Source organism: Flavobacterium sp. NLM (assembly GCF_002210235.1).
GTDB lineage: Bacteria > Bacteroidota > Bacteroidia > Flavobacteriales > Flavobacteriaceae > Flavobacterium > Flavobacterium panici.
Genome location: NZ_LIAC01000007.1, coordinates 242,621 through 262,416 on the forward strand (window position 1 = coordinate 242,621; position 19,796 = coordinate 262,416).

Consider the following 19,796-nt stretch of genomic DNA (forward strand, 5'->3'; position numbering starts at 1 on the left):
GAAAGTCCATCTACTAAAGATGGGCTTTTTGGTTTTACAACATGATATAAAAATATTCGGAATTTGAAATGAAAACATTTTATAAAAGTAATGACGGATTATTTGAAATTCCTGAATGGAGTTCGAATTGTTGGATTAATGTAGAATCACCAACTTTAGAAGAAAAAAAATATTTATTAGAAGAACTTCAAATTCCGGAAGCCTTTTATAATGATATTGAAGATATTGACGAAAGACCCCGTATCGAAACAGAAGATGGATGGACATTAGTAGTTTTGCGCGTTCCTATAAAAAGAAACGATATCAAATTACCATTTCAGACCATACCTTTAGGATTCGTTTTCAAAGATGATATCAAAGTAACAATCAGCTTTTATAGAACAGAAATTATTTGTGACCTTGTGATTTATTCACAAAAAAAACATATCCAGATCAATGATAATTTTTGTTTGGTTTTAAGGCTTTTACTCTCATCAAGCGTTTGGTATTTAAAATATCTTAAACAAATCAATCAAAAGATTAAAGTAGCAGAAGATAATTTAGAAAAGTCAATTAAAAATGAAGAACTGCAAACATTGCTTCAAATTGAAAAATGTCTTGTCTTTTTTATAACGTCCTTAAAAGGAAATGATGTTTTATTTCATCGCATTAAAAACTTAAAAATACAAACACAAAACTACGACACAGATTTGGTCGAAGATGTTGAAATTGAGTTAAGCCAGGCGCAAGATACAGCAAATATTTACAGTGATATTTTGACAAGAATGGTTGATTCCTATGCTTCTGTAATTTCGAACAACATGAATAATATCATGAAACAAATGACTTCTATTTCGATTATTTTGATGATACCAACATTGATTGCCAGTTTATATGGTATGAATGTTCCAAACGGTCTCGAAGAAATCAAATACGGAATTTGGATTCTTCTTTCAATTTCAATCGTACTTTCAGCCGTTGGTGTATTCCTTTTTAAGCGAAGAAGATGGTTTTAATTATAAATGAAAATAAAAGCCTGTTCCTTACGAATAGGCTTTTTCGTTTTTATACTTTGGGCGTGACCATGTTTGCAAAAAGGCGCTCCAATCTTTTCGTTTATTGCGCGCCTTTTTGCAAACATGGTCGGGCTATCCGCGCTACTTCGGTAGCCTGCTTCTATCCCTCACGCAGCACTCAGGTAACAACAAATCCCGCTCCTGCAAGACTTGCAAAACGATATGATTATTAAATATTAATTAAATGTGTAGTCCCTACGGGACAAAAAATTGTCGTAAATGATTTTTAGCTACCGATATTTAATCTCTCCGAAATAATTGGTTAGGAGTTATAAATAGTTGTGAATGAAAAATGAATAGCAATAATCTGTATTTAATACAATCCCTGAAGAATACTCTGTTAGGAGTTATATATCGGTAGCTAAAAAAATAGATGCCTAGAAATCCCATTTAATATTTCATCTCTGCAGAATACTCCGTTAGGAGTTATATATCGGTAGTATAAATAGTATCCCCGTAATAAAATATCCCGTAGGGATTACACATTTCATCCCTATGAATCGCAATTCATTTTTACGTCTGCAAATAATTTAAAATAAAAACACAATTTTTTATTTGTCAATTCAAAATAAATAATAACTTTGTAACGCAAAGTACTTTAATTATGAATCAAAAGCACCAAGAAGATTTAGCACATATTCGTTCCATGATGGAGCGTTCTTCAAGATTTATATCGTTAAGCGGACTTTCAGGAGTTTTCGCGGGACTTTCGGCATTAATAGGCGGATTATATGTCTATCAGCTTTTTAAAGTAAATGGAATAGAATATTTCACTGATGAGCATATAATATTATCGGGCAGCTTAGTTTCAGAATTAATATGGATAGGCGTAATAATTTTAATTTGTGCATTTGTATTCGGAACCTTTTTTACCGTTAGAAAAAGTAAAAAATACAATTTGCCAATTTGGACTTCTGCCACAAAAAATATGTTGTTTAATCTGGCGGTTCCACTTGCAGCAGGAGGAATATTTTGTTTAGCATTAATATATCACGGATATTACGGTTTAGTAGCGCCGTCTACTTTATTATTTTACGGACTAGCCGTTATCAATGCCGAAAAATATACATTTTCAGATATAAAATATTTAGGCTTTTCTGAACTTTTGCTGGGATGTATTTCGCTTTTTTATATTGGATATGGTTTAATATTTTGGATCTTAGGATTTGGTATCCTGCATATCGCATATGGATTGGTGATGTTCAAAAAATACAAATAACCCAATGGGAATTATTGATAAACTAAATAAAGATTTTGAAAGCCGTGTCAGACTGGGTATTATGTCCGTTCTGATGGTTAACGACTGGGTAGATTTTACCGAGATGAAAACACTTTTAAATATCACCGATGGTAATTTAGCAAGTCATTCCTCTGCGTTGGAGAAATCTGAATACATCGAAGTTAAGAAAGAATTTGTTGGTAAAAAACCAAAAACATCTTATCAGGTAACGCCGCTAGGCCGCGCAGCGTTTAAAGAGCACCTTTCTTATCTCGAAAAATTAATGAAATCGTAATAACTATATTTTTTTACCTAAAAACTTTGAATTACAAAGTACTTTTAAAAATTGAAATCATGAAATTGCCGATAGTGTTTTTACAATTAGAAGATAAGGCAATTACATTTTTGACCAATAACAAATAAAAATCTACAAAAATGAAAAAACATCAAATTATTTTAGCTTGTACAGCGGTTTTTATACTGCTTTTTTACAATGAATCTGTGGGAATCAATATCTCTATTTTTGGAGTGATACTTACTCTGTTAATTAGTTATTTCTTTCAGGAAAAGTTTGTAAACAGATCACATCTTGTTCTTGTTATGACTTCTATTTTATCTTGTTTTGCCTTTGCGTGGTATGGAGACGCTGCATCATTTTTTGCTTTAGCATTATCAATTCTGTTTTTACAATTTAAAACGCAGGATGGAGAACTTAAAATCGTTCAGATTTTTCCTTTAATATTCCTAAACGGAATCACTACAATAGGACGTATTTTTATATTTAGCCAATGGCTTCCTGAACGAAAAATTCACAACGACTTTGCTAAGAAACTAGTAGCGTTTGTAATTATTCCGGTAATATTTCTTGGATTATTTTTTATCGTTTACTCATTCGGAAGCAATCATTTCTCTTCATTGTTTACTGATTATACATTAGATATTAATCTGCCTCAATTAATAGCTATGTGTATTTTAGGATTTTATATCTCATTCAGTTTTTGGAATTACTGGGTTCCGGATATTTCTTATCAGTTCAACCCAAAATTAAACAATGAATTCACTAACATTTCTGAAGTAAAAAATCAAAGTACATTCTCATTTTTAGATTTGGATTTTGAAAGAAAGAGCGGAGTAATCACATTATTTATGTTAAATATTATGCTTCTAATTTTCATTGGAACATATAATTACGAACAATTTTTTGAAGTAGTCGAAAAAACAAACCTAAGCGCCGATACACACGAACGAGTAAATGCAGTTATATTTTCAATTTTGATGGCAGTTGGTGTAATCTTATTTTACTTTAAAGGAGGTTTTAACTTTGATGAAAAAGCAACAACACTAAAAAAACTGGCAAAAGTATGGATTGTATTAAATGTAGTTTTAATTGTAAGCGCCATTGTTAAAAACTCAGAATATGTTTCTTTCTATGGTTTAACATACAAACGTCTAGGAGTTTATGCGTTTTTAATTTTAGCCATTATCGGGTTAGTTTATTCTTTCTTAAAAATAACGAAACAAAAAACTAATGCCTATCTTTTCAATCAAATGATTTGGTATTTCTATGGAACAATTCTTTTATGCAGTTATGTGAATTGGGGGAATTTAGTAACCAATTATAATATTTCGGTAAATAAAGGAGTAGAGCCAGTATTTTTAAGCGGATTAAACTTTAATGATGATGCCAGAAGAGAATATCTTTCAAAGAATAATTTAGACGGAAAATATCCAGAAGCGGTAAGAGAAGAATTAATTTCAAATTATCAAAATGCAGGTTTTTTATCTAAGGCTTTGTATTATGAATTTTTAGATAATAAGAAATAAATTAAAAAGTCCCATTTGAAATCTCAAATGGGACTTTTATTTAATTGTTATCACCTCTTTTTCTAAATCGGGGATCGTGTTTTGAAATAAATGTTGTTCTTCGATTCGAACTTTGACTTGGAGCTTCAACTTTAGGAAAACTCGCTTCTTCCGTTTTACTCGAAGGCTCAATTAACTGATTTAATTCTTTAATTTCAGCATCGGTTAAATCGCGGTAACGCCCAACTGGAACATCCAAAGAAATATTAATAATTCTAATACGTTTAAGTGCGGTAACTTCATAACCCAAATATTCAGACATTCTTCTAATTTGTCGGTTTAAACCCTGAGTTAGAATTATTTTAAAAGTGTATTTACTGATTTGTTCTACTTTACATTTTTTGGTAACCGTATCCAAAATTGGAACACCATTTCCCATTCGTTGTATAAAACGATCTGTAATAGGTTTATTTACTGTAACCGTATATTCTTTTTCGTGATTGTTTCTGGCGCGTAAAATCTTATTTACGATATCACCATCATTGGTCATAAAAATCAATCCTTCACTCGCTTTATCCAATCTTCCAATTGGGAAAATACGTTTCGGATAATTGATATAATCCACAATATTATTTCGAACTTCTAAGTTAGTGGTGCATTCGATTCCAACCGGTTTGTTGAAAGCCAAATAAACCATTTTTTCGTGCTTTTCCACGATTAACTTTCCGTCTATGCGTACTTCATCATGTGGAGAAACTTTAGTCCCCATTTCCGGCACAACGCCATTTATTGTTACACGTCCTTCTTCAATTAATTTATCGGCTTCACGACGAGAACAATATCCCGTTTCACCAATAAATTTATTAAGACGTTTAAGATTTTCTTCCATACTGCAAAAGTAGGCAAAAAAATGATTTTAGATTTTAGAATTCAGATTTTAGATTTTTCAAAAGCTTTGAGCTAAAAAAACTTAGAATCTTAGCAACTTAGAATCTCAGTATCTTTATTAAGAATCATGAAAAATCGAACTATCTTCCGGAGTTTCTTTTCTTTCAAACATTCCGTAGTCGCGCACAACAGTCGCAATTCGTAAATGATAATCTTTAAGAACCTCATTTCGTCCTTTTGTCTGTGCAACGTGATGCATTTCAAGATTTCTCCATTGCTGAATACTTTCTTCATCTCTCCAAAAAGATAAAGACAAAACCTTTGAAGGATCACTAAAACTCTGAAATCGTTCTATAGAAATAAAACCTTCAATATGGTCTAATTCAGGGCGCAGACTTGCGGCGATATCAAGATATTCTTCTTTTTTTCCTTCATTCGGAATAACTTCAAAAATTACAGCTATCATTTTAATTGTAGATTTTAGAATTCAGATTTTAGATTTTTGGAAAAACTTTGTCCCTTTGAACCTCTGTTACTTTGTCCCTTCAAAAAGAAACTCAATCACCTTATCATACAATTCATCATCATGCATTCCGTGACCTAAGCCTTTGGTTTCAATAAACTGACTGTTTTTCCAGTTGCTTGCTATTTTTTTTCCTTCGGCGAAAGCCACAATTTTATCAGAAGTATCATGTGCAATGAAACCGGGAATAGTAAATTGAGAGGCAAATTTTTGCCCTGAAAAATCTTCCAGTTTAAAGTTGAAACGATTTATGAATTTATTTTCTAAAAGAGACAGCATTTTGGAATTCAGACTCAGCATCGAAATATAATTATCAATCAAAGTTTTTAAATCTGAAGGGGCGCCAAGAATAACCATTTTATTAATGCTCGTATTCGGAAATAAATATTGATGATAAACACAGGCTGCACCACCAATAGAATGTCCAATAATAATTTCTGGCTGATATTTTTCTACCGCTTTATTGATGAATTCGGTATAAAGCGGAACATTAAATTCTTTTCCGCTGCTTTGTCCGTGTGCGGGCGCATCAATTGCAATAATAGTACTTCCTGATTTTTGTAGATGAGGTAAAGTTTTTTTCCAACGAGAAGCATTGCTTTCCCAACCGTGAACCAATAAAATTTTGGTTTCATTTCCTTTCCAGATATAGGTTTGAAAATGATGTTCGTTATGGTGAAAAATTTCTGTTTCGGTGTTTCTTAAAACTTTTGGAAGTGTTTCTTTTTTTAATCTCCCAATTCGGGGCTGACTAAAAAGAGCATAAGAAAGTTCCATGGCTTTTTGCGGACGCACATAACTCAAAAAGTTAATATAAGACCCAACTGATTTTAATGTAATAAAACGAATTCCTTTTTTAATTCCCAAAACTTAAATTTTTTCTAAAGGTAAAAAATGTTTTGCCACAGATTAAAAGGATTAAAAGGATTTTATTCAGCGTAAGAATAATTTAATCTGTGTTAATCTTTTTAATCTGTGGCAAAAAAATAATTGCAAAAAAAAGTCCCGATTAAATCGGGACCGTTTATTTAGAATTTTGAGAACAATTGTTCCATTTTTTCTTTTTCTTCTTCAGCTAATTGAGTATCAACTAAAATTCTTCCAGAGTGCTCATCAGTAATGATTTTCTTTCTTGAAGCGATTTCAACCTGAGTTTGTGGTGGAATCGTAAAGAAAGATCCTGCAGAAGCTCCTCTTTCGATAGAAACTACAGCTAATCCGTTACGAACACTGCTTCTGATTCTGTTGTAAGCAGCTAATAATCTTTCTTCAATTTGAGCTGAAAATTCAGCTGATTTCTCAGATAAGAAGATTTCTTCTTTTTGAGTTTCAGCCATAATAGCATCTAATTCAGATTTTTTATGTTTTAAATGAGAGCTTTTAGCATCAAGTTTTTCTTTTAAATTAGAAATAACTTCTTTTTTGTGCTCGATAGAAGCTTTCATTTCTTTGATTTGCTTTTCAGCCAATTGAATTTCTAATTCCTGAAATTCAACTTCTTTTGTCAAAGAATTAAATTCTCTGTTGTTACGAACTGATTCTTGTTGTTTTGTGTATTTCTTGATAACCTCTTTATGCTCCTCAATAGCAATTTTCTTTGCTTTGATTTGCTCCTCAATCACTTCAAGTTCACCTTTCAGTTTTTCTGAACGAGTGCTCAAACCTGCAACTTCATCTTCTAAATCTTCAACCTCTAAAGGAAGTTCTCCTCTAACGTTTCTGATTTCGTCAATTCTAGAGTCAATAAGCTGTAAATCATATATTGCTCTTAACTTGTCCTCAACACTTAATTCTTTCGTATTCGTCATATTCTATAAGTACTTAACTGGATTTGTATTTTCTTCCGATAAAATGATCGCAAAATTAAGAATTTTTTTTCGAAGATAATCAACAATATAGTTTTTTGTATAGCGTTCACTCTCAAAATGACCAATATCGGCTAAAAGTAACTTGTTTTCTGCTTCATAAAACTGATGATATTTTAAATCAGCAGTTAAAAAAGCATCGGCTCCAGCCTGAATTGCATTTTTTATGGCAAAACTCCCCGAACCTCCCAGAACAGCTACTTTTTTTACTTTTTTTCCTGTAAAGGCAGAATGACGAATTCCGCGGGCAATCATAATTTCTTTTACGTGCAGAAGAAAGTCTTTTTCATCCATTTCATTTTCCAATTCGCCAATCATTCCTAAGCCAATATTTGGATGCGAATTTTGAAGATCGTAGATTTCATAAGCCACTTCCTCATAAATATGATTCGTTAAAAGCGCTTTTAAAACTTTGGATTGTAAATGTTTTTCAAAAATAACTTCGATTTTTATTTCGGTTCCGGTATGTAATTTTCCTTTTTCTCCAATTGTTGGATTGCTTTTTTCATTTCCTTTAAAAGTAAAAAAGCCTTCAGAATTAAAACTGCAGTTATCATAGTTTCCTATTGTTCCTGCGCCGGCTTCGAACATAGCATTTCGAACTTTTTCAGAATTTTCGGGAACAGTATAAGTAACTAATTTTTGTAGAAATTGCTGTTTTGGAATTAAAATTTTGGTGTTTATTAAACCTAAGGTATTACAGAAAATGTTGTTAACTCCCTGCGGATGATTGTCTAAAGCGGTATGTACGGCATAAATGGCAATATCATTTTTAATGGCTTTTAAAATGGCTCGCTCGACATAGTTTTTACCTGTGATTTTTTTAATTCCGGAAAATAAAATAGGATGGAAGCAAACTACGAGATTGCAATTTTTAGCTATGGCTTCTTCAATTACATTTTCTAAAGCATCATGACAAACTAAAACTCCGTTACTTTCGTTTTCCGGATTTCCTACTAAAAGTCCTACATTGTCAAAATCTTCTGCATAGGCGAGAGGCGCCATTTCTTCTAGTACGGTTATGATGTCTTTGATCTTCATGTAATTTTTGTTTCAGGTTTTAAGTTTCAGGTTTTCTTGTATTGTGCAGATTGAAACTTTAAAACAAATTAACGAATAAACGTATTAACCTTAAAATATTTTAGTGATATTGTGTTATGTAAAATTAGTAATGCCAATAAGACCATATTACCAGTATTACTAATTTTGTATCTTTGTCTTTAAATCAAGAACTATGAAAACGCTAACTGTAAAAATAAACGAACGCACTAAGATAGGGAAAGCTTTTATCGCCATGTTTGATAGTTTTAAAGGTTTTGAGGAAATTGAGATTATTGAAACTGATTATGGACAAGTGAATGAGGAGCGAAGCATTTATTCTTCTGAATTTGTTGAAAAAGTTAAAAAAGCAGAAGAAAATATTAAAAATGGCGAAACAACAAGGCTAAATCCAGATGATATATGGGGAAGTTTAGGGTTGAAGTAACTAAGGTCGCAAACCTGGATATTGAAAAACATAAAAAATCAGGAAATAAAATTTCTATAAAAAATATTGCTAAAATTTTAATTGATCCTACAGAGAATCCATATGAAGGTTTTGGAAATCCTGAACCATTAAAATATGAATATTCAGGATTATGGTCAAGACGAATTAATCAAAAAGATCGATTAATTTATCGTGTAGATGACGAAGTTGTAACCGTATTTGTAATTTCTGCAATGGGTCATTATTCAGATAAATAATTCTATGAACTTACTTCGAAAAATACTTTTTCCCTTCGCTATCCTATACGGATTCATTACCAGCATTCGCAATTTTCTTTTTGACAAAGAAATTCTAAAATCAACTTCTTTTAATATTCCGGTTATTGCAGTTGGAAATTTAAGTGTGGGCGGAACTGGAAAAACTCCACAAATAGAATATTTGATTCGGTTATTAGCTGATAAATATAAAGTGGCGACTTTAAGCCGGGGTTACAAAAGGAAATCGGAAGGTTTTGTTTTAGCAGATGCAGCTTCAAATGCTGAAATTCTAGGCGATGAACCTTTTCAGTTTTATCAAAAATTTCCAAATGTTAAGGTTGCAGTTGATGCCAATCGTACAAACGGAATTACACAATTGCTTTCTCAAAAAAATAAACCACAGGTAATTTTATTAGATGATGCTTATCAGCACCGAAAAGTAAAAGCTGGATTTTATATCCTGCTGACTTCTTACGGAGATTTATATGCAGATGATTTTATGCTGCCAACAGGAAATTTAAGAGAAAGCCGAAGTGGTGCCAACAGAGCTAATATTGTTGTGGTTACTAAATGTCCAAATAATTTATCGGAAGAAGAACAAGAAGAAATTCGTTTGAAATTAAAACTGAATTGTTCGCAGCAAATCTTCTTTACTTTTATAGATTATGATACTGTAATTTATGGCAAAAATGAAAAGATTGCTGTTGATGAAATTAAATCAGAATCAAAGTTGCTTTTAGCCGGAATTGCAAAACCAAAACCATTTTTTGATTATTTAAAAAATGAAAATGACGAATGTTTGACTTTCCCGGATCATCATCATTTTTCTGATGCTGATTTAGATTCTATTCAAAACAAAGCAAACGGAAAAAAGATTATTACAACCGAGAAAGATTATGTTCGCTTAAAAGATTCGAAACTGGTTTCTCAATTGTATTATCTGCCCATAAAAAGCACGTTCATCAATCACCAGCAAAATTTTGACGTTTCGATTTTACAGTATATAAAAGAAAACTTAGAACCTTAGCATCTCAGAATCTTAGCCCTTTTAGATCAATCAAAAAACTTAGCAATTGTACTGTAAAATTCGTCAGGAACAAAAGGTTTTGTAATTACATCGTTCATTCCAAAAGATAAAAGCATATCTCTGTTTTCGTCAAGCGAAATAGCCGTCAAGGCAATAATAGGAGTTGTTTTGTCGAAATCTCTAATATGCTGCGTTGCTGTAGTTCCGTTAATTCCAGGCAAATGCACATCCATTAAAATCATATCAAAACGTTTTACTTTTAAAAGTTCGACAGCATCTTCGCCATTATCGATAATTTCGCAGGTAATCATTTTGTTTTCAAGCATTTTACGCGTAATCATTTGATTGATTTTGTTGTCCTCAATCAGTAAAATAGACTTGTGTTTTAATTGTTTGTCGTTATATGGTTTTTCTTCTGTAACAGCTTCCAAAGGTTCGTTATTAATTTTAAAATTTAGTTTGAAAGTAAAAGTTGATCCTTTGCCAACTTCACTTTTTAGTTTGATTTCACCTCCTAAAAGTTCGATTAATTTTTTAACAATAGTAAGACCTAATCCTGTACCGCCGTATTTTCGGTTCACTTCTATAGAACCTTGAGAAAAACTTTCGAAAACGGTTTGCAGTTTATCTTCGGGAATACCAATTCCGGTATCAACTATTTCAAAATAAACGGTTGCATTTTCATCTTCCTGTCCAAATAGTTTAGCAATTACATTTACATTTCCGTTTTGAGTAAATTTTAATGCATTGTTAATCAGGTTTAATATAATTTGAGATAATTTGGTTGGATCGCCAATTAAGTTGTCTGGAATTGCATCGTCTATTTCAAGATTGAAATAGTTTTTATTAGCCGTTGCCAGTTCTTTTAGAGAGCTTTGAATATTAAAAAGCAATTCTTTTAAATTAAAACTAATATTTTCAACTTCAACTTTAGTCGAATCAATTTTATTAATTTCAAGAATTTCGTTTATAAAAGTAGTAAGATAATTTCCGGAGAATTTTAGAGATTCTAAATATTTTAACTGTGTTTTTTTCGGGTTATCTTCAAGAAGTAAATGCGTGATTCCGTTAATTGCATTTAGCGGCGTCCGCAGCTCGTGACTTACGGTTGATAAAAATTCTGATCTTGCTTTCGAGGCTTTTTCGGCTTTATTTTTTGCCAGGATAAGTTCTTTGTTTTTTTCTCTTAAAAGCAAATTATTCTGATTACGAATAATATTGTTTTTGTATAAAGCCAAACTCAAAAGAGATAAAATCGAAATTAAGGCAATCGCCAAAATACTAACTAGTTTAGAATAGCGATACGTTTTAAGCTGGATTTTTTCTTCGCTTTCCCGTTTAAGTGTATTGTTTAAGGTTTGATTTTTTTTGAATTTTTGAAATTCGTTGAAATCTATTTTGGCATTTTTTAATTTTAGAATATAATTTTCTAATTGATAATGCTCGTCCAAATAAGAATAGGCTAAATCAAAATTTTTGTTTTGTTTGTAGTATTGACTTATTGCTAAAGTTATTTTTGATTTTTGCGAAAGATTATTTGTTTTCTCTGTATAATCAAGCGCTTTTTCAAAATAAATCATAGCAGAATCATTCCGTTTAAGCTGTGTTTCAATTAATCCAAGTTGATAATAAGAATCACTTTTGGTTTCTAAGATCAATGGATTATCCGGTTTTTTGATAATTTTTCGGAAGGTATTGGTCGCTTGATAAAAGTTTTTATTTGTTTTAAATGCAATTGCTTTTTGATAGTCTAAAATTTCAGAACTATCAACAATACCAAGCTGTTTTAGAAGTTTTTGGGCTTTTGCATAATAAACATCTGCCGTTTTATAGTCGCCTTTTGCAGTATTTACAGCGCCAATATATTGTAAGGCTAAGATTTTGGTACAAGTTGGTTTTAGGCTGTCAAAGGATGAAACACTTTTATGAAAGTTTTTTAATGCTTCGTCGTACTTCCGCTGATTGTAGTAAATTTTTCCAAGCTTAAAAGTCTGGTTGGCTAAATTTTCAGGAATGTTATTAGTTTCGCAAAAATCAATTGATTTTTTAGTGTAAAAAACAGCCTCATTGTACTCTTTACTGTTTAATTTTTTATTGGCCAGTTTATTATAATAGGAAACACTATCTGTATTCTGTTTGATTTGAGAATACAAAAATGAATTAAAAAAACAAACAACAGATAAAAGATAGTACTTCATGTATGGCAGAGCATTTACAATGAATTCTTATGTTTTCCTTATCAGTAAAATCAAATCAATCAATCTTGATGAATAGCCAATTTCATTATCATACCAACCCACAACTTTTACCATTTTATCAATGACAGAAGTTAATTGTGCATCGAATAAGCACGAATGCGTATTGCCAATTATATCAACAGAAACGATAGGATCTTCTGTGTAATCTAATATTCCTTTTAAATTTGTTTTTGAGGCTTTTTGAAATGCAATGTTAATTTCTTCAATCGTAACAGCACGCTTAACATTGAACGTGATGTCTGTTAATGAACCATCTGGAACTGGAACACGAATGCCACAGCCTCCGATTTTCTCATGCAATTTAGGAAAAATTTTTGTTAATGCCTTAGCTGCACCTGTAGTTGTTGGAACAATCGACTGACTTGCGCCTCTGGCCCTGCGTAAATCCTTATGCGGCTGGTCGTGAAGACTTTGGTCTGTTGTGTAAGAATGTATCGTTGTAATGTAAGCCTGCTCAATTCCGCACAATTCTTCAATGATTTTTATCATTGGAGCAGCGTTATTTGTTGTACAGCTTGCATTTGAAACAATATTTTCTGTTCCGTCTAATATGTTTTCATTAACTCCAAGAACTACTGTTTTAATCGTATCAACTTCTGATGGTGCAGAAAGTATCACTTTCTTTCCCCCGGCTTCTATATGTGCATTTAATTCTTCATGCGTTTTATATTTTCCGGTCGATTCAATTACAAAATCTATTGAATGACTTTTCCAGTCTAAATTAGAAATGCTTTTTTCGTGAAAAAATAAAAAATGCTTTTCGTTTACAATAATTCCTGTTTCATCATAACTTACAGCAAAAGGCAGAATTCCATGTATACTGTCGTATTTTATTAAATGTGACATTGTTTTGTTATCTGCAATATCATTAATTGCAACAACTTCAATTTCAGGATGATTTATAAGAAGGCGGAATAAATTTCTTCCAATTCTTCCAAAACCATTAATAGCAATTCTTGTTTTCAATGTTTTGTTTATTTGTTGAATCGTTTAACCGTTTAATCGGTTTGACAATTAAACGATTAAACAATTAAACTTTTTATAAAATATGTTTTTGTGCTTTGTATGAAGAACGAACAAGAGGTCCGCTTTCGACATGACGAAATCCTAATTCAAGACCAAATTTTTCGTATTTGGCAAATAACTCAGGCGTGATAAATTCTTTTACAGGTAAATGTTTTTTACTTGGCTGTAAATATTGGCCAATAGTAACCACATCAACATTTGCATTACGTAAATCTCTCATTGTTTGGTAAACCTCTTCTTCAGTTTCTCCAAGGCCAAGCATGATTCCAGATTTAGTTCTGTTTATTCCTTTTTCTTTTAAATAACGTAAAACTTCTAAACTGCGATCATATTTTGCCTGAATACGAACTTCGCGTGTTAAACGACGAACAGTTTCAACATTATGAGAAACTACTTCAGGATTTGCTTCCACAATTCTGTCAATATTTCTTTCAATTCCCTGAAAGTCCGGAATCAAAGTTTCAAGAGTAGTATTTGGGTTCATTCTACGGATTGCTTTTACAGTTTCTATCCAAATGATAGAACCTCCGTCTTTTAAATCATCTCTGTCAACACTTGTAATTACAGCGTGTTTAATATTCATGATTTTTATAGAACGAGCTACTTTTTCAGGTTCGTCCCAATCTACCGTTTCCGGGCGTCCGGTTTTAACACCGCAAAAACCGCAGGAACGGGTGCAGACATTTCCTAAAATCATGAAAGTTGCTGTTCCTTCTCCCCAGCATTCTCCCATATTAGGGCAGCTTCCAGAAGTACAGATCGTATTTAAGCTGTATTTATCAACTAAACCGCGTAGTTCAGTATATTTTTGTCCAATTGGTAATTTTACCTTTAACCATTTCGGTTTTGCAGGCGGTATGTTTTCAATGACTGTTTCCATATATCATAAATCTGAATACAAAGATACGGAATGTTGTTTATTTGGAGATGCTAATTTACTTTTCGTTTACTTTTCATATCTCCTAATGTCATTTAGGATTATGAAGTTCAAGTATTAATAGTTTGACTATAAATACGTTTTAAGCTTATCTTTTTAATTTTTACTTAAGATTTTGATAGTAAGACTAATATTTTTTAAAATTTCACATTTAACCTTAATCTGTTGCAAATTTGGCTTTTTTAGATAATAAAAGATTTACGCTGTAATATTTTTGCTGTTAATTTAATAATAGTTTAGAAAAGACATGAAAAAGAAATTTATTGTATTAGGAATTTTATTTGCAGCTTTTGGTTTTACTAAAATGGATGCACAAATACTTTCAGATAAAACTATGGGAGCTTTAGGTAAAGGAGTTTCAGGATTTACTTTTAGCGATGCAGATGCTGCAGCTTTAGCAAAAGAATCGATTGCTGAAATGGATGCAAATAATCCTGTTGCCGCAGCAACAGATGGTTATTCGATTCGTTTAAATCGTTTATTTGGAAAACATACTTCAAGTGAAGGAGTTACTTTAAATTATAAAGTTTACTTAGTAAAAGATATTAATGCTTTTGCTTGTGCAGATGGAAGTGTTCGTGTATTTGCAGGTTTAATGGATATTATGGATGATAATGAATTACTTGCCGTTATTGGACATGAAATAGGTCACGTAGTGAATCATGATACAAGAGATGCTATTAAAGCAGCTTATAAAAAAGAAGCTTTGTTAGATGCCGCTTCATCACAATCAGGGAAAATTGAGACGCTTACAGGATCTCAATTAGGAAAAATAGGAAGCGCAATGATCGACAGCAAACACAGTAGAAAACAAGAATCTCAGGCAGATACATTTTCATATGATTTTATGAAAAAAAATGGTTATGATGTGAATGCTGTAGAATCTGCTTTTAGAATTTTGCAAAATTTAAGTGAAAGTGCAGAGGCATCTTTTATTACCAAAATGATGAGTTCACATCCTGATTCTGGAAAAAGAGCCGATGATGCTAAAAAAAGAGCAGTAAAAGATGGTTTGTATAAAGAGTATGTACAGCAGAAAATTGTAAATACTGCACCTGCAAAAACAACAACGAAAGCGCCAGCAAAAGCAACTGCTAAAAAAACAACAACAAAAAAGAAGTAATTTTTGTGTAAAAAGTAAAACCGGTAATTCTACAGAATTTACCGGTTTTTTTTTTGATCGTTATATCAGAAACACCTACAATATTGCTAAATAGCTCATTTAAAATTCATATCTTTAATTTGTTAAAAAAATAAACTTTGTGTGAAATGAAATAGCATTATGTTATTTACATTTGTTGTTAAATTGTAATTATAAAAACATGAAAAAAAGATTTATAATAGTAGGACTAATATTTACAGCATTTGGTTTTACAAAAATGAATGCACAGATTAATTTTGGTGAAAAGGCGATAGGAGCAGTTCAAAAAGGTGTGGCAGCTTTCACTTTAACAAATGCAGATGCAGCAGCATTATCTAAAGAAGCAGTTAGAAAATTAGACTCTACTAATCAGGTAGCGCCAGCAACTGATGGTTATACTTTGCGATTAAACAGGGTTTTTGGAAAACATACAGCAGGCGATGGTTTTACTTTAAATTATAAAGTTTATAAACTAAAAGAAGTAAATGCTTTTGCAACCGCTGACGGAAGTGTTCGTGTATATTCAGGATTAATGGATATTATGGATGATAACGAATTGTTAGCTGTAATTGGTCACGAAATTGGACACGTTGCTAATAATGATTCAAGAGATGCAATGCGTGCGGCTTACCAAAAAGAAGCTTTAATTGATGGTGCATCATCACAATCTGCTAAAATTTCTGCAGTAACAGATAGTCAGTTAGGAAAAATTGGAAGTGCTTTAATCGATAGCAAACACAGCCGTAAACAAGAAACTGAGGCTGATTTATATTCTTATAACTTTTTAAAGAAAAACGGTTATAATGTAAATGCAGAAGAATCTGCTTTTAGGATTTTAGCTAAAATGAGTGAAGGTGCAGAAGCTTCATTTATCGATCAAATGATGAGTTCACATCCTGACTCTAAGAAAAGAGCAGATGATGCAAAAGCAAGAGCAGAAAAAGATGGAGTTTACAAACCATACGTTCAGCAAAAAATCGATAATACAGTTCCTAAAAAGACAACAACGAAAAAAACGACTACAAAGAAGAAAAAGTAGTTTTTGACATAAAGTAAAAACGGCAGATTTAAATCTGCCGTTTTTTATTTCTAAATTAACCTAAAACATGATGTGCTAAAACTTTTTGCACATCGTATACGTTTACCGATTTATTGAATTGTTTTACAATACTTGGATTTAATTCGCTTGAAACCCAAATTTTTAATTCAGCATCAAGATCAAATGTTCCCGCAGTTTCTACACTAAAACGCGTAATACTTTTGTAAGCAATAGATTTATATTCAGTTTTGCTTCCTGTTAATCCTTGTACATCAACTAAGATTAATCTTTTATTGGTGAAGATAAAAGTATCACGAATAAGTTTAAAACCCATTTCAATTTCTTCGTTATCTGTCAAAAGCTGACCGTATTTTTTAAGTAAATCTTCCTGACTTACTGTACCGGCATTGCCCATAAGAGCTGAAAATATTCCCATTTCTTTTTATTTTTAATTGATTAATTGTCTTTAAAATATCTTGTAAAAATAACTAAAATGAAGAATAAAAAAGTTTTATAACCATTAAGAGATTAAGAAAATTAAGCTGAAGGTTATTTTTAGCCATAAAAAAAGCAGAACCTAAATTCTGCTTTTCTTTTTATATATTTTATTTTTATTCAGTTTGTCCTGTTTGTATTGTTATTGGAAGATTGTACGCTGTACGAACTGGTTTTCCAGCTAATATTCCTGGAGCCCATTTTGTTTTCAAAGATTTTAAAACTCTAACAGCTTCTTTTCCCATTCCAAATCCTGGATCATTTTTAACAATAATGTCAGTCATTGTACCGTCTTTTTCGATTACAAATGAAACATACACACGTAATGTTTTTTCAGCATCCAATTCTGGTTTTGTAAAATTGTTGCCAACATAAGTATAAAACTTTTTAATTCCTCCAGGGAACTCTGGTAATTTGTCTAAAACTGATACGTTAACAATCGTAGTTCCAGTATCACCAGTATTAGCAATTGCAGGTTCTCCGCCAGTATTTCCAGGTAATACATTTGTACCAGGTCCATCTGTTCCTACTGCATTGTCTACATGAGGAGTATTGTCCACGTTAGCAGCGATAGTTTGTGTGGCCTGATCTGTAGGTACTATAACCGGATTTGTTAATTGACTTGACGTTACTGGCGCTGTTGCTGCCGGTGGTGTTGATTTCATTGGTGGTGCAACAGGATCCTTTGTTTTTGGAACCACTATTGGATCAACATCAGTTAAAGTAAGAGGTGTAATAGGAACAGGCTCAGTCTCAACAGGGTCAATTGTTCTAAATTTATTAAGCAGCATCGATACACTTCCTATGGCGGTTAGTAACAACAAGGCCATAAATAGTGCCGTAACTGTTGTTTTAGAATTTTCCTGGCGTAATTGGTACGCTCCGTATTCTTTGTTTTTGTTTTCGAAAACAAGGTCGATCCACTTGTTTTCATAGATGCTTAATTTAGTCATGATTTTTGGATTTTAAGGTTAAGTAACTTTAAATCATACGCGATAGTGAATTGGGTTTAAGCAAACAACGTAGAAGTTGTTGTTTTAGTGTGTGAATAAATTATTTTTTTAAGAAAAAATATGATTATATCTTATTCTTTTCTTAAAGATAATAAATTATCTATTACGTTCGATGATTTCTGCCAATAATTTTTTAGCACGAAGTAATTTGACCTTTACGTTGCTTAGAGGCTCATTAATTTTGTCAGCAATTTCCTGATAGGACATTTCCTGAAAGTAGCGAAGCTGAATTACTTCCTGATAATGGGGTTTTAATTCTTTGATGCATAAAAGCAAACGGGAGAGGTTTTGCTCTTTAATTAATGCATCTTCTGCAGATGGAGTAGTGTCGGCAATATTGTATGCCTGTTGGTCTTCAGTATCAGTGATTTCTATAAAAAGATTGGTTTTCTTTTTACGTAATAAATCAATATAGACATTTTTTGCAATCGCAATTAACCAAGTGTTGAACTGAAATTCCGGGTTATAAGAACCTATTTTATCAAAAGCTTTTGAGAAAGTTTCAATAGTAATATCTTCTGCGGTAGTTTCATTTTCTGTACGTTTAAGCATAAAGCCATAGACTTCATTCCAGAAATAATCTAATAAAAAAGTAAAGGCGACCTGGTCACCTTTTTTTGCTTTTTCTATTTTAGAATTTATTTCCAATATACAGGTTTTGAAAAAATATTAGTTATAAAGATATTAATTTGCGTTACAATAAGCACAATTTCTAATACTGGAAACCAAATTTTAATATCATTTTCTTTAAGTTTTCCTGCAGAAAAACCAATTACAGTCCAAACTACAGTATAACGTGTTGCTAAAATTGCTACAACAGCAATCCATTGAAATTGAAACGCCAGCAGAATTATAACTGATAAAAAGAAAAATAATTGTGAAAAATAGAAAAGTCCCAATTGAAATTTATCAAAAAACTTATAATGCTCAGCCGTAGAAACGTGTCTTCTTTTTTGTGTAAACCAGTCTTTAAAAGATTCTTTTGGTTTTGAATACGTAAAACTTTCCGGCGTATACGATATTGTAGTATTTAATTTGTTTGCCGCCTGATTGATAAACAAATCATCATCGCCGGAACGAACCTGAATATGATCAATAAAACCATTTACATTAAAAAACTCCTCTTTTTTGTACGCTAAATTTCGTCCAACTCCCATATACGGAAGTCCGGCTTTTGCCCACGAAAAATATTGAACAGCAGTTAATATGGTTTCAAAACGAATAATTTTATTTAATAAAGAATTTTCTATTTTTTCATAACCTCCGTAACCTAAAACAATAGTTTTTTCTGTATCAAATTGTGAAGTCATTGATGTAATCCAGTCTTTTGAAGTTGGATAACAATCTGCATCTGTAAAAAGTAAGTAATCTTTTTTTGCTGCTTTGATTCCTAATGTTAAAGCGTATTTTTTATTTCCCCAAAAAGCTTCATTATTTTCAACTTTAACAAGGCGAATGTTGGGATATTTTTGCTCAAATTCTTCAAATACTTCAAGCGTTTCATCACTTGATGCATCGTCTATTAAAACAATTTCAAAATCAGGATAATTTTGCTCTGCTAATAAAGGAATAAATTTCTTTACGTTTTCTTCTTCATTTTTTGCACATACAATAACAGAAACCGGAATATTCTTTGGCGTAACATCTTGAGGTTTAGCAAAAGCAAATTTTCCAAAAATTCCTAAATAATAGAAAAGCTGAATAAAAACAATAGCAATAAAAAAGTAAAGTAAAATTATAAGCATATGGTTTTAATGTCTGTTA

The 19,796-nt window shown here is 31.7% G+C and carries 21 protein-coding genes; 9 read left to right on the forward strand and 12 right to left on the reverse strand.

Annotation, left to right across the window (positions count from 1 at the left end):
• Nucleotides 1-68 precede the first annotated feature (68 nt).
• The 4 genes from APR43_RS10675 to APR43_RS10690 all read left to right on the forward strand — a co-directional run bounded on the left by APR43_RS10675 (nucleotide 69) and on the right by APR43_RS10690 (nucleotide 4,098).
• Nucleotides 69-995, forward strand: coding sequence for a magnesium transporter CorA family protein (locus tag APR43_RS10675; protein ID WP_053472425.1), 927 nt, complete (start codon nucleotides 69-71; stop codon nucleotides 993-995).
• Nucleotides 996-1,659: 664 nt separating this feature from the next.
• Nucleotides 1,660-2,274: a hypothetical protein gene (locus APR43_RS10680; RefSeq protein WP_053472424.1), complete on the forward strand. Its 615-nt coding sequence runs from the start codon at nucleotides 1,660-1,662 to the stop codon at nucleotides 2,272-2,274.
• Nucleotides 2,275-2,278: 4 nt separating this feature from the next.
• Complete coding sequence (locus APR43_RS10685) at nucleotides 2,279-2,569, forward strand: winged helix-turn-helix domain-containing protein (RefSeq protein ID WP_053472423.1); 291 nt, start codon at nucleotides 2,279-2,281, stop codon at nucleotides 2,567-2,569.
• Between the two features lie 140 nt (nucleotides 2,570-2,709).
• Nucleotides 2,710-4,098: a DUF4173 domain-containing protein gene (locus APR43_RS10690; protein WP_053472422.1), complete on the forward strand. Its 1,389-nt coding sequence runs from the start codon at nucleotides 2,710-2,712 to the stop codon at nucleotides 4,096-4,098.
• Between the two features lie 40 nt (nucleotides 4,099-4,138).
• On the opposite strand, the gene rluF is transcribed toward APR43_RS10690, so the two are convergent.
• The 5 genes from rluF to APR43_RS10715 form a co-directional block, all read right to left on the reverse strand.
• Entirely contained in the window at nucleotides 4,139-4,966 is an 828-nt protein-coding gene (gene rluF, locus APR43_RS10695) for a 23S rRNA pseudouridine(2604) synthase RluF (RefSeq protein ID WP_053472421.1), read from the reverse strand.
• A gap of 117 nt (nucleotides 4,967-5,083) precedes the next feature.
• Nucleotides 5,084-5,431 carry an antibiotic biosynthesis monooxygenase family protein gene (locus APR43_RS10700; RefSeq protein WP_053472420.1) on the reverse strand — a complete coding sequence of 116 codons (348 nt, stop codon included), beginning with the start codon at nucleotides 5,429-5,431 and terminating at the stop codon, nucleotides 5,084-5,086.
• Between the two features lie 66 nt (nucleotides 5,432-5,497).
• Complete coding sequence (locus APR43_RS10705; RefSeq protein WP_053472419.1) at nucleotides 5,498-6,355, reverse strand: alpha/beta fold hydrolase; 858 nt, start codon at nucleotides 6,353-6,355, stop codon at nucleotides 5,498-5,500.
• 161 nt (nucleotides 6,356-6,516) lie between these two features.
• Nucleotides 6,517-7,296 carry a zinc ribbon domain-containing protein gene (locus tag APR43_RS10710; protein ID WP_053472418.1) on the reverse strand — a complete coding sequence of 260 codons (780 nt, stop codon included), beginning with the start codon at nucleotides 7,294-7,296 and terminating at the stop codon, nucleotides 6,517-6,519.
• Between the two features lie 3 nt (nucleotides 7,297-7,299).
• Nucleotides 7,300-8,394 carry a Nif3-like dinuclear metal center hexameric protein gene (locus APR43_RS10715; RefSeq protein WP_053472417.1) on the reverse strand — a complete coding sequence of 365 codons (1,095 nt, stop codon included), beginning with the start codon at nucleotides 8,392-8,394 and terminating at the stop codon, nucleotides 7,300-7,302.
• 193 nt (nucleotides 8,395-8,587) lie between these two features.
• On the opposite strand from APR43_RS10715, the gene APR43_RS10720 reads away from it, so the two are divergent.
• From APR43_RS10720 to lpxK, 3 genes are read left to right on the forward strand one after another with little or no spacing between them, the layout of a single operon-like run.
• Complete coding sequence (locus tag APR43_RS10720) at nucleotides 8,588-8,839, forward strand: DUF2683 family protein (RefSeq protein ID WP_053472416.1); 252 nt, start codon at nucleotides 8,588-8,590, stop codon at nucleotides 8,837-8,839.
• Nucleotides 8,815-9,096, forward strand: coding sequence for a Txe/YoeB family addiction module toxin (locus APR43_RS10725; RefSeq protein ID WP_053472415.1), 282 nt, complete (start codon nucleotides 8,815-8,817; stop codon nucleotides 9,094-9,096). Before APR43_RS10720 ends, APR43_RS10725 begins: the two co-directional genes overlap by 25 nt.
• A 4-nt stretch (nucleotides 9,097-9,100) precedes the next feature.
• A complete protein-coding gene (lpxK, locus tag APR43_RS10730; protein ID WP_053472414.1) occupies nucleotides 9,101-10,123 on the forward strand; it encodes a tetraacyldisaccharide 4'-kinase in 1,023 nt (340 codons plus the stop codon).
• Between the two features lie 26 nt (nucleotides 10,124-10,149).
• Here lpxK and APR43_RS10735 read toward each other — a convergent pair whose 3' ends face one another.
• The 3 genes from APR43_RS10735 to lipA form a co-directional block, all read right to left on the reverse strand.
• Nucleotides 10,150-12,321: an ATP-binding protein gene (locus tag APR43_RS10735; RefSeq protein ID WP_053472413.1), complete on the reverse strand. Its 2,172-nt coding sequence runs from the start codon at nucleotides 12,319-12,321 to the stop codon at nucleotides 10,150-10,152.
• A 27-nt stretch (nucleotides 12,322-12,348) separates the two neighbouring features.
• The gene (gene gap, locus APR43_RS10740; RefSeq protein WP_053472412.1) at nucleotides 12,349-13,347 is read right to left on the reverse strand and encodes a type I glyceraldehyde-3-phosphate dehydrogenase; all 999 of its coding nucleotides are present in this window, start codon (nucleotides 13,345-13,347) and stop codon (nucleotides 12,349-12,351) included.
• A gap of 73 nt (nucleotides 13,348-13,420) precedes the next feature.
• Complete coding sequence (lipA, locus tag APR43_RS10745) at nucleotides 13,421-14,287, reverse strand: lipoyl synthase (protein ID WP_053472411.1); 867 nt, start codon at nucleotides 14,285-14,287, stop codon at nucleotides 13,421-13,423.
• Nucleotides 14,288-14,591: 304 nt separating this feature from the next.
• Between lipA and APR43_RS10750 the strand changes: the two genes are divergently transcribed.
• The gene (locus APR43_RS10750) at nucleotides 14,592-15,467 is read left to right on the forward strand and encodes a M48 family metalloprotease (protein ID WP_053472410.1); all 876 of its coding nucleotides are present in this window, start codon (nucleotides 14,592-14,594) and stop codon (nucleotides 15,465-15,467) included.
• A 199-nt stretch (nucleotides 15,468-15,666) separates the two neighbouring features.
• Complete coding sequence (locus APR43_RS10755) at nucleotides 15,667-16,524, forward strand: M48 family metalloprotease (protein WP_053472409.1); 858 nt, start codon at nucleotides 15,667-15,669, stop codon at nucleotides 16,522-16,524.
• 55 nt (nucleotides 16,525-16,579) lie between these two features.
• Here the strand turns inward: APR43_RS10755 and APR43_RS10760 are convergent, their stop codons facing one another.
• The 4 genes from APR43_RS10760 to APR43_RS10775 all read right to left on the reverse strand — a co-directional run bounded on the left by APR43_RS10760 (nucleotide 16,580) and on the right by APR43_RS10775 (nucleotide 19,777).
• A complete protein-coding gene (locus tag APR43_RS10760) occupies nucleotides 16,580-16,960 on the reverse strand; it encodes a PH domain-containing protein (RefSeq protein ID WP_012022332.1) in 381 nt (126 codons plus the stop codon).
• 175 nt (nucleotides 16,961-17,135) lie between these two features.
• The gene (locus APR43_RS10765; protein WP_053472408.1) at nucleotides 17,136-17,972 is read right to left on the reverse strand and encodes an energy transducer TonB; all 837 of its coding nucleotides are present in this window, start codon (nucleotides 17,970-17,972) and stop codon (nucleotides 17,136-17,138) included.
• A gap of 156 nt (nucleotides 17,973-18,128) precedes the next feature.
• A complete protein-coding gene (locus APR43_RS10770) occupies nucleotides 18,129-18,680 on the reverse strand; it encodes an RNA polymerase sigma factor (protein ID WP_053472407.1) in 552 nt (183 codons plus the stop codon).
• On the reverse strand, nucleotides 18,671-19,777 hold the full coding sequence (locus APR43_RS10775; protein ID WP_053472406.1) for a glycosyltransferase: 1,107 nt from the start codon (nucleotides 19,775-19,777) through the stop codon (nucleotides 18,671-18,673). Before APR43_RS10775 ends, APR43_RS10770 begins: the two co-directional genes overlap by 10 nt.
• Nucleotides 19,778-19,796 lie beyond the last annotated feature (19 nt).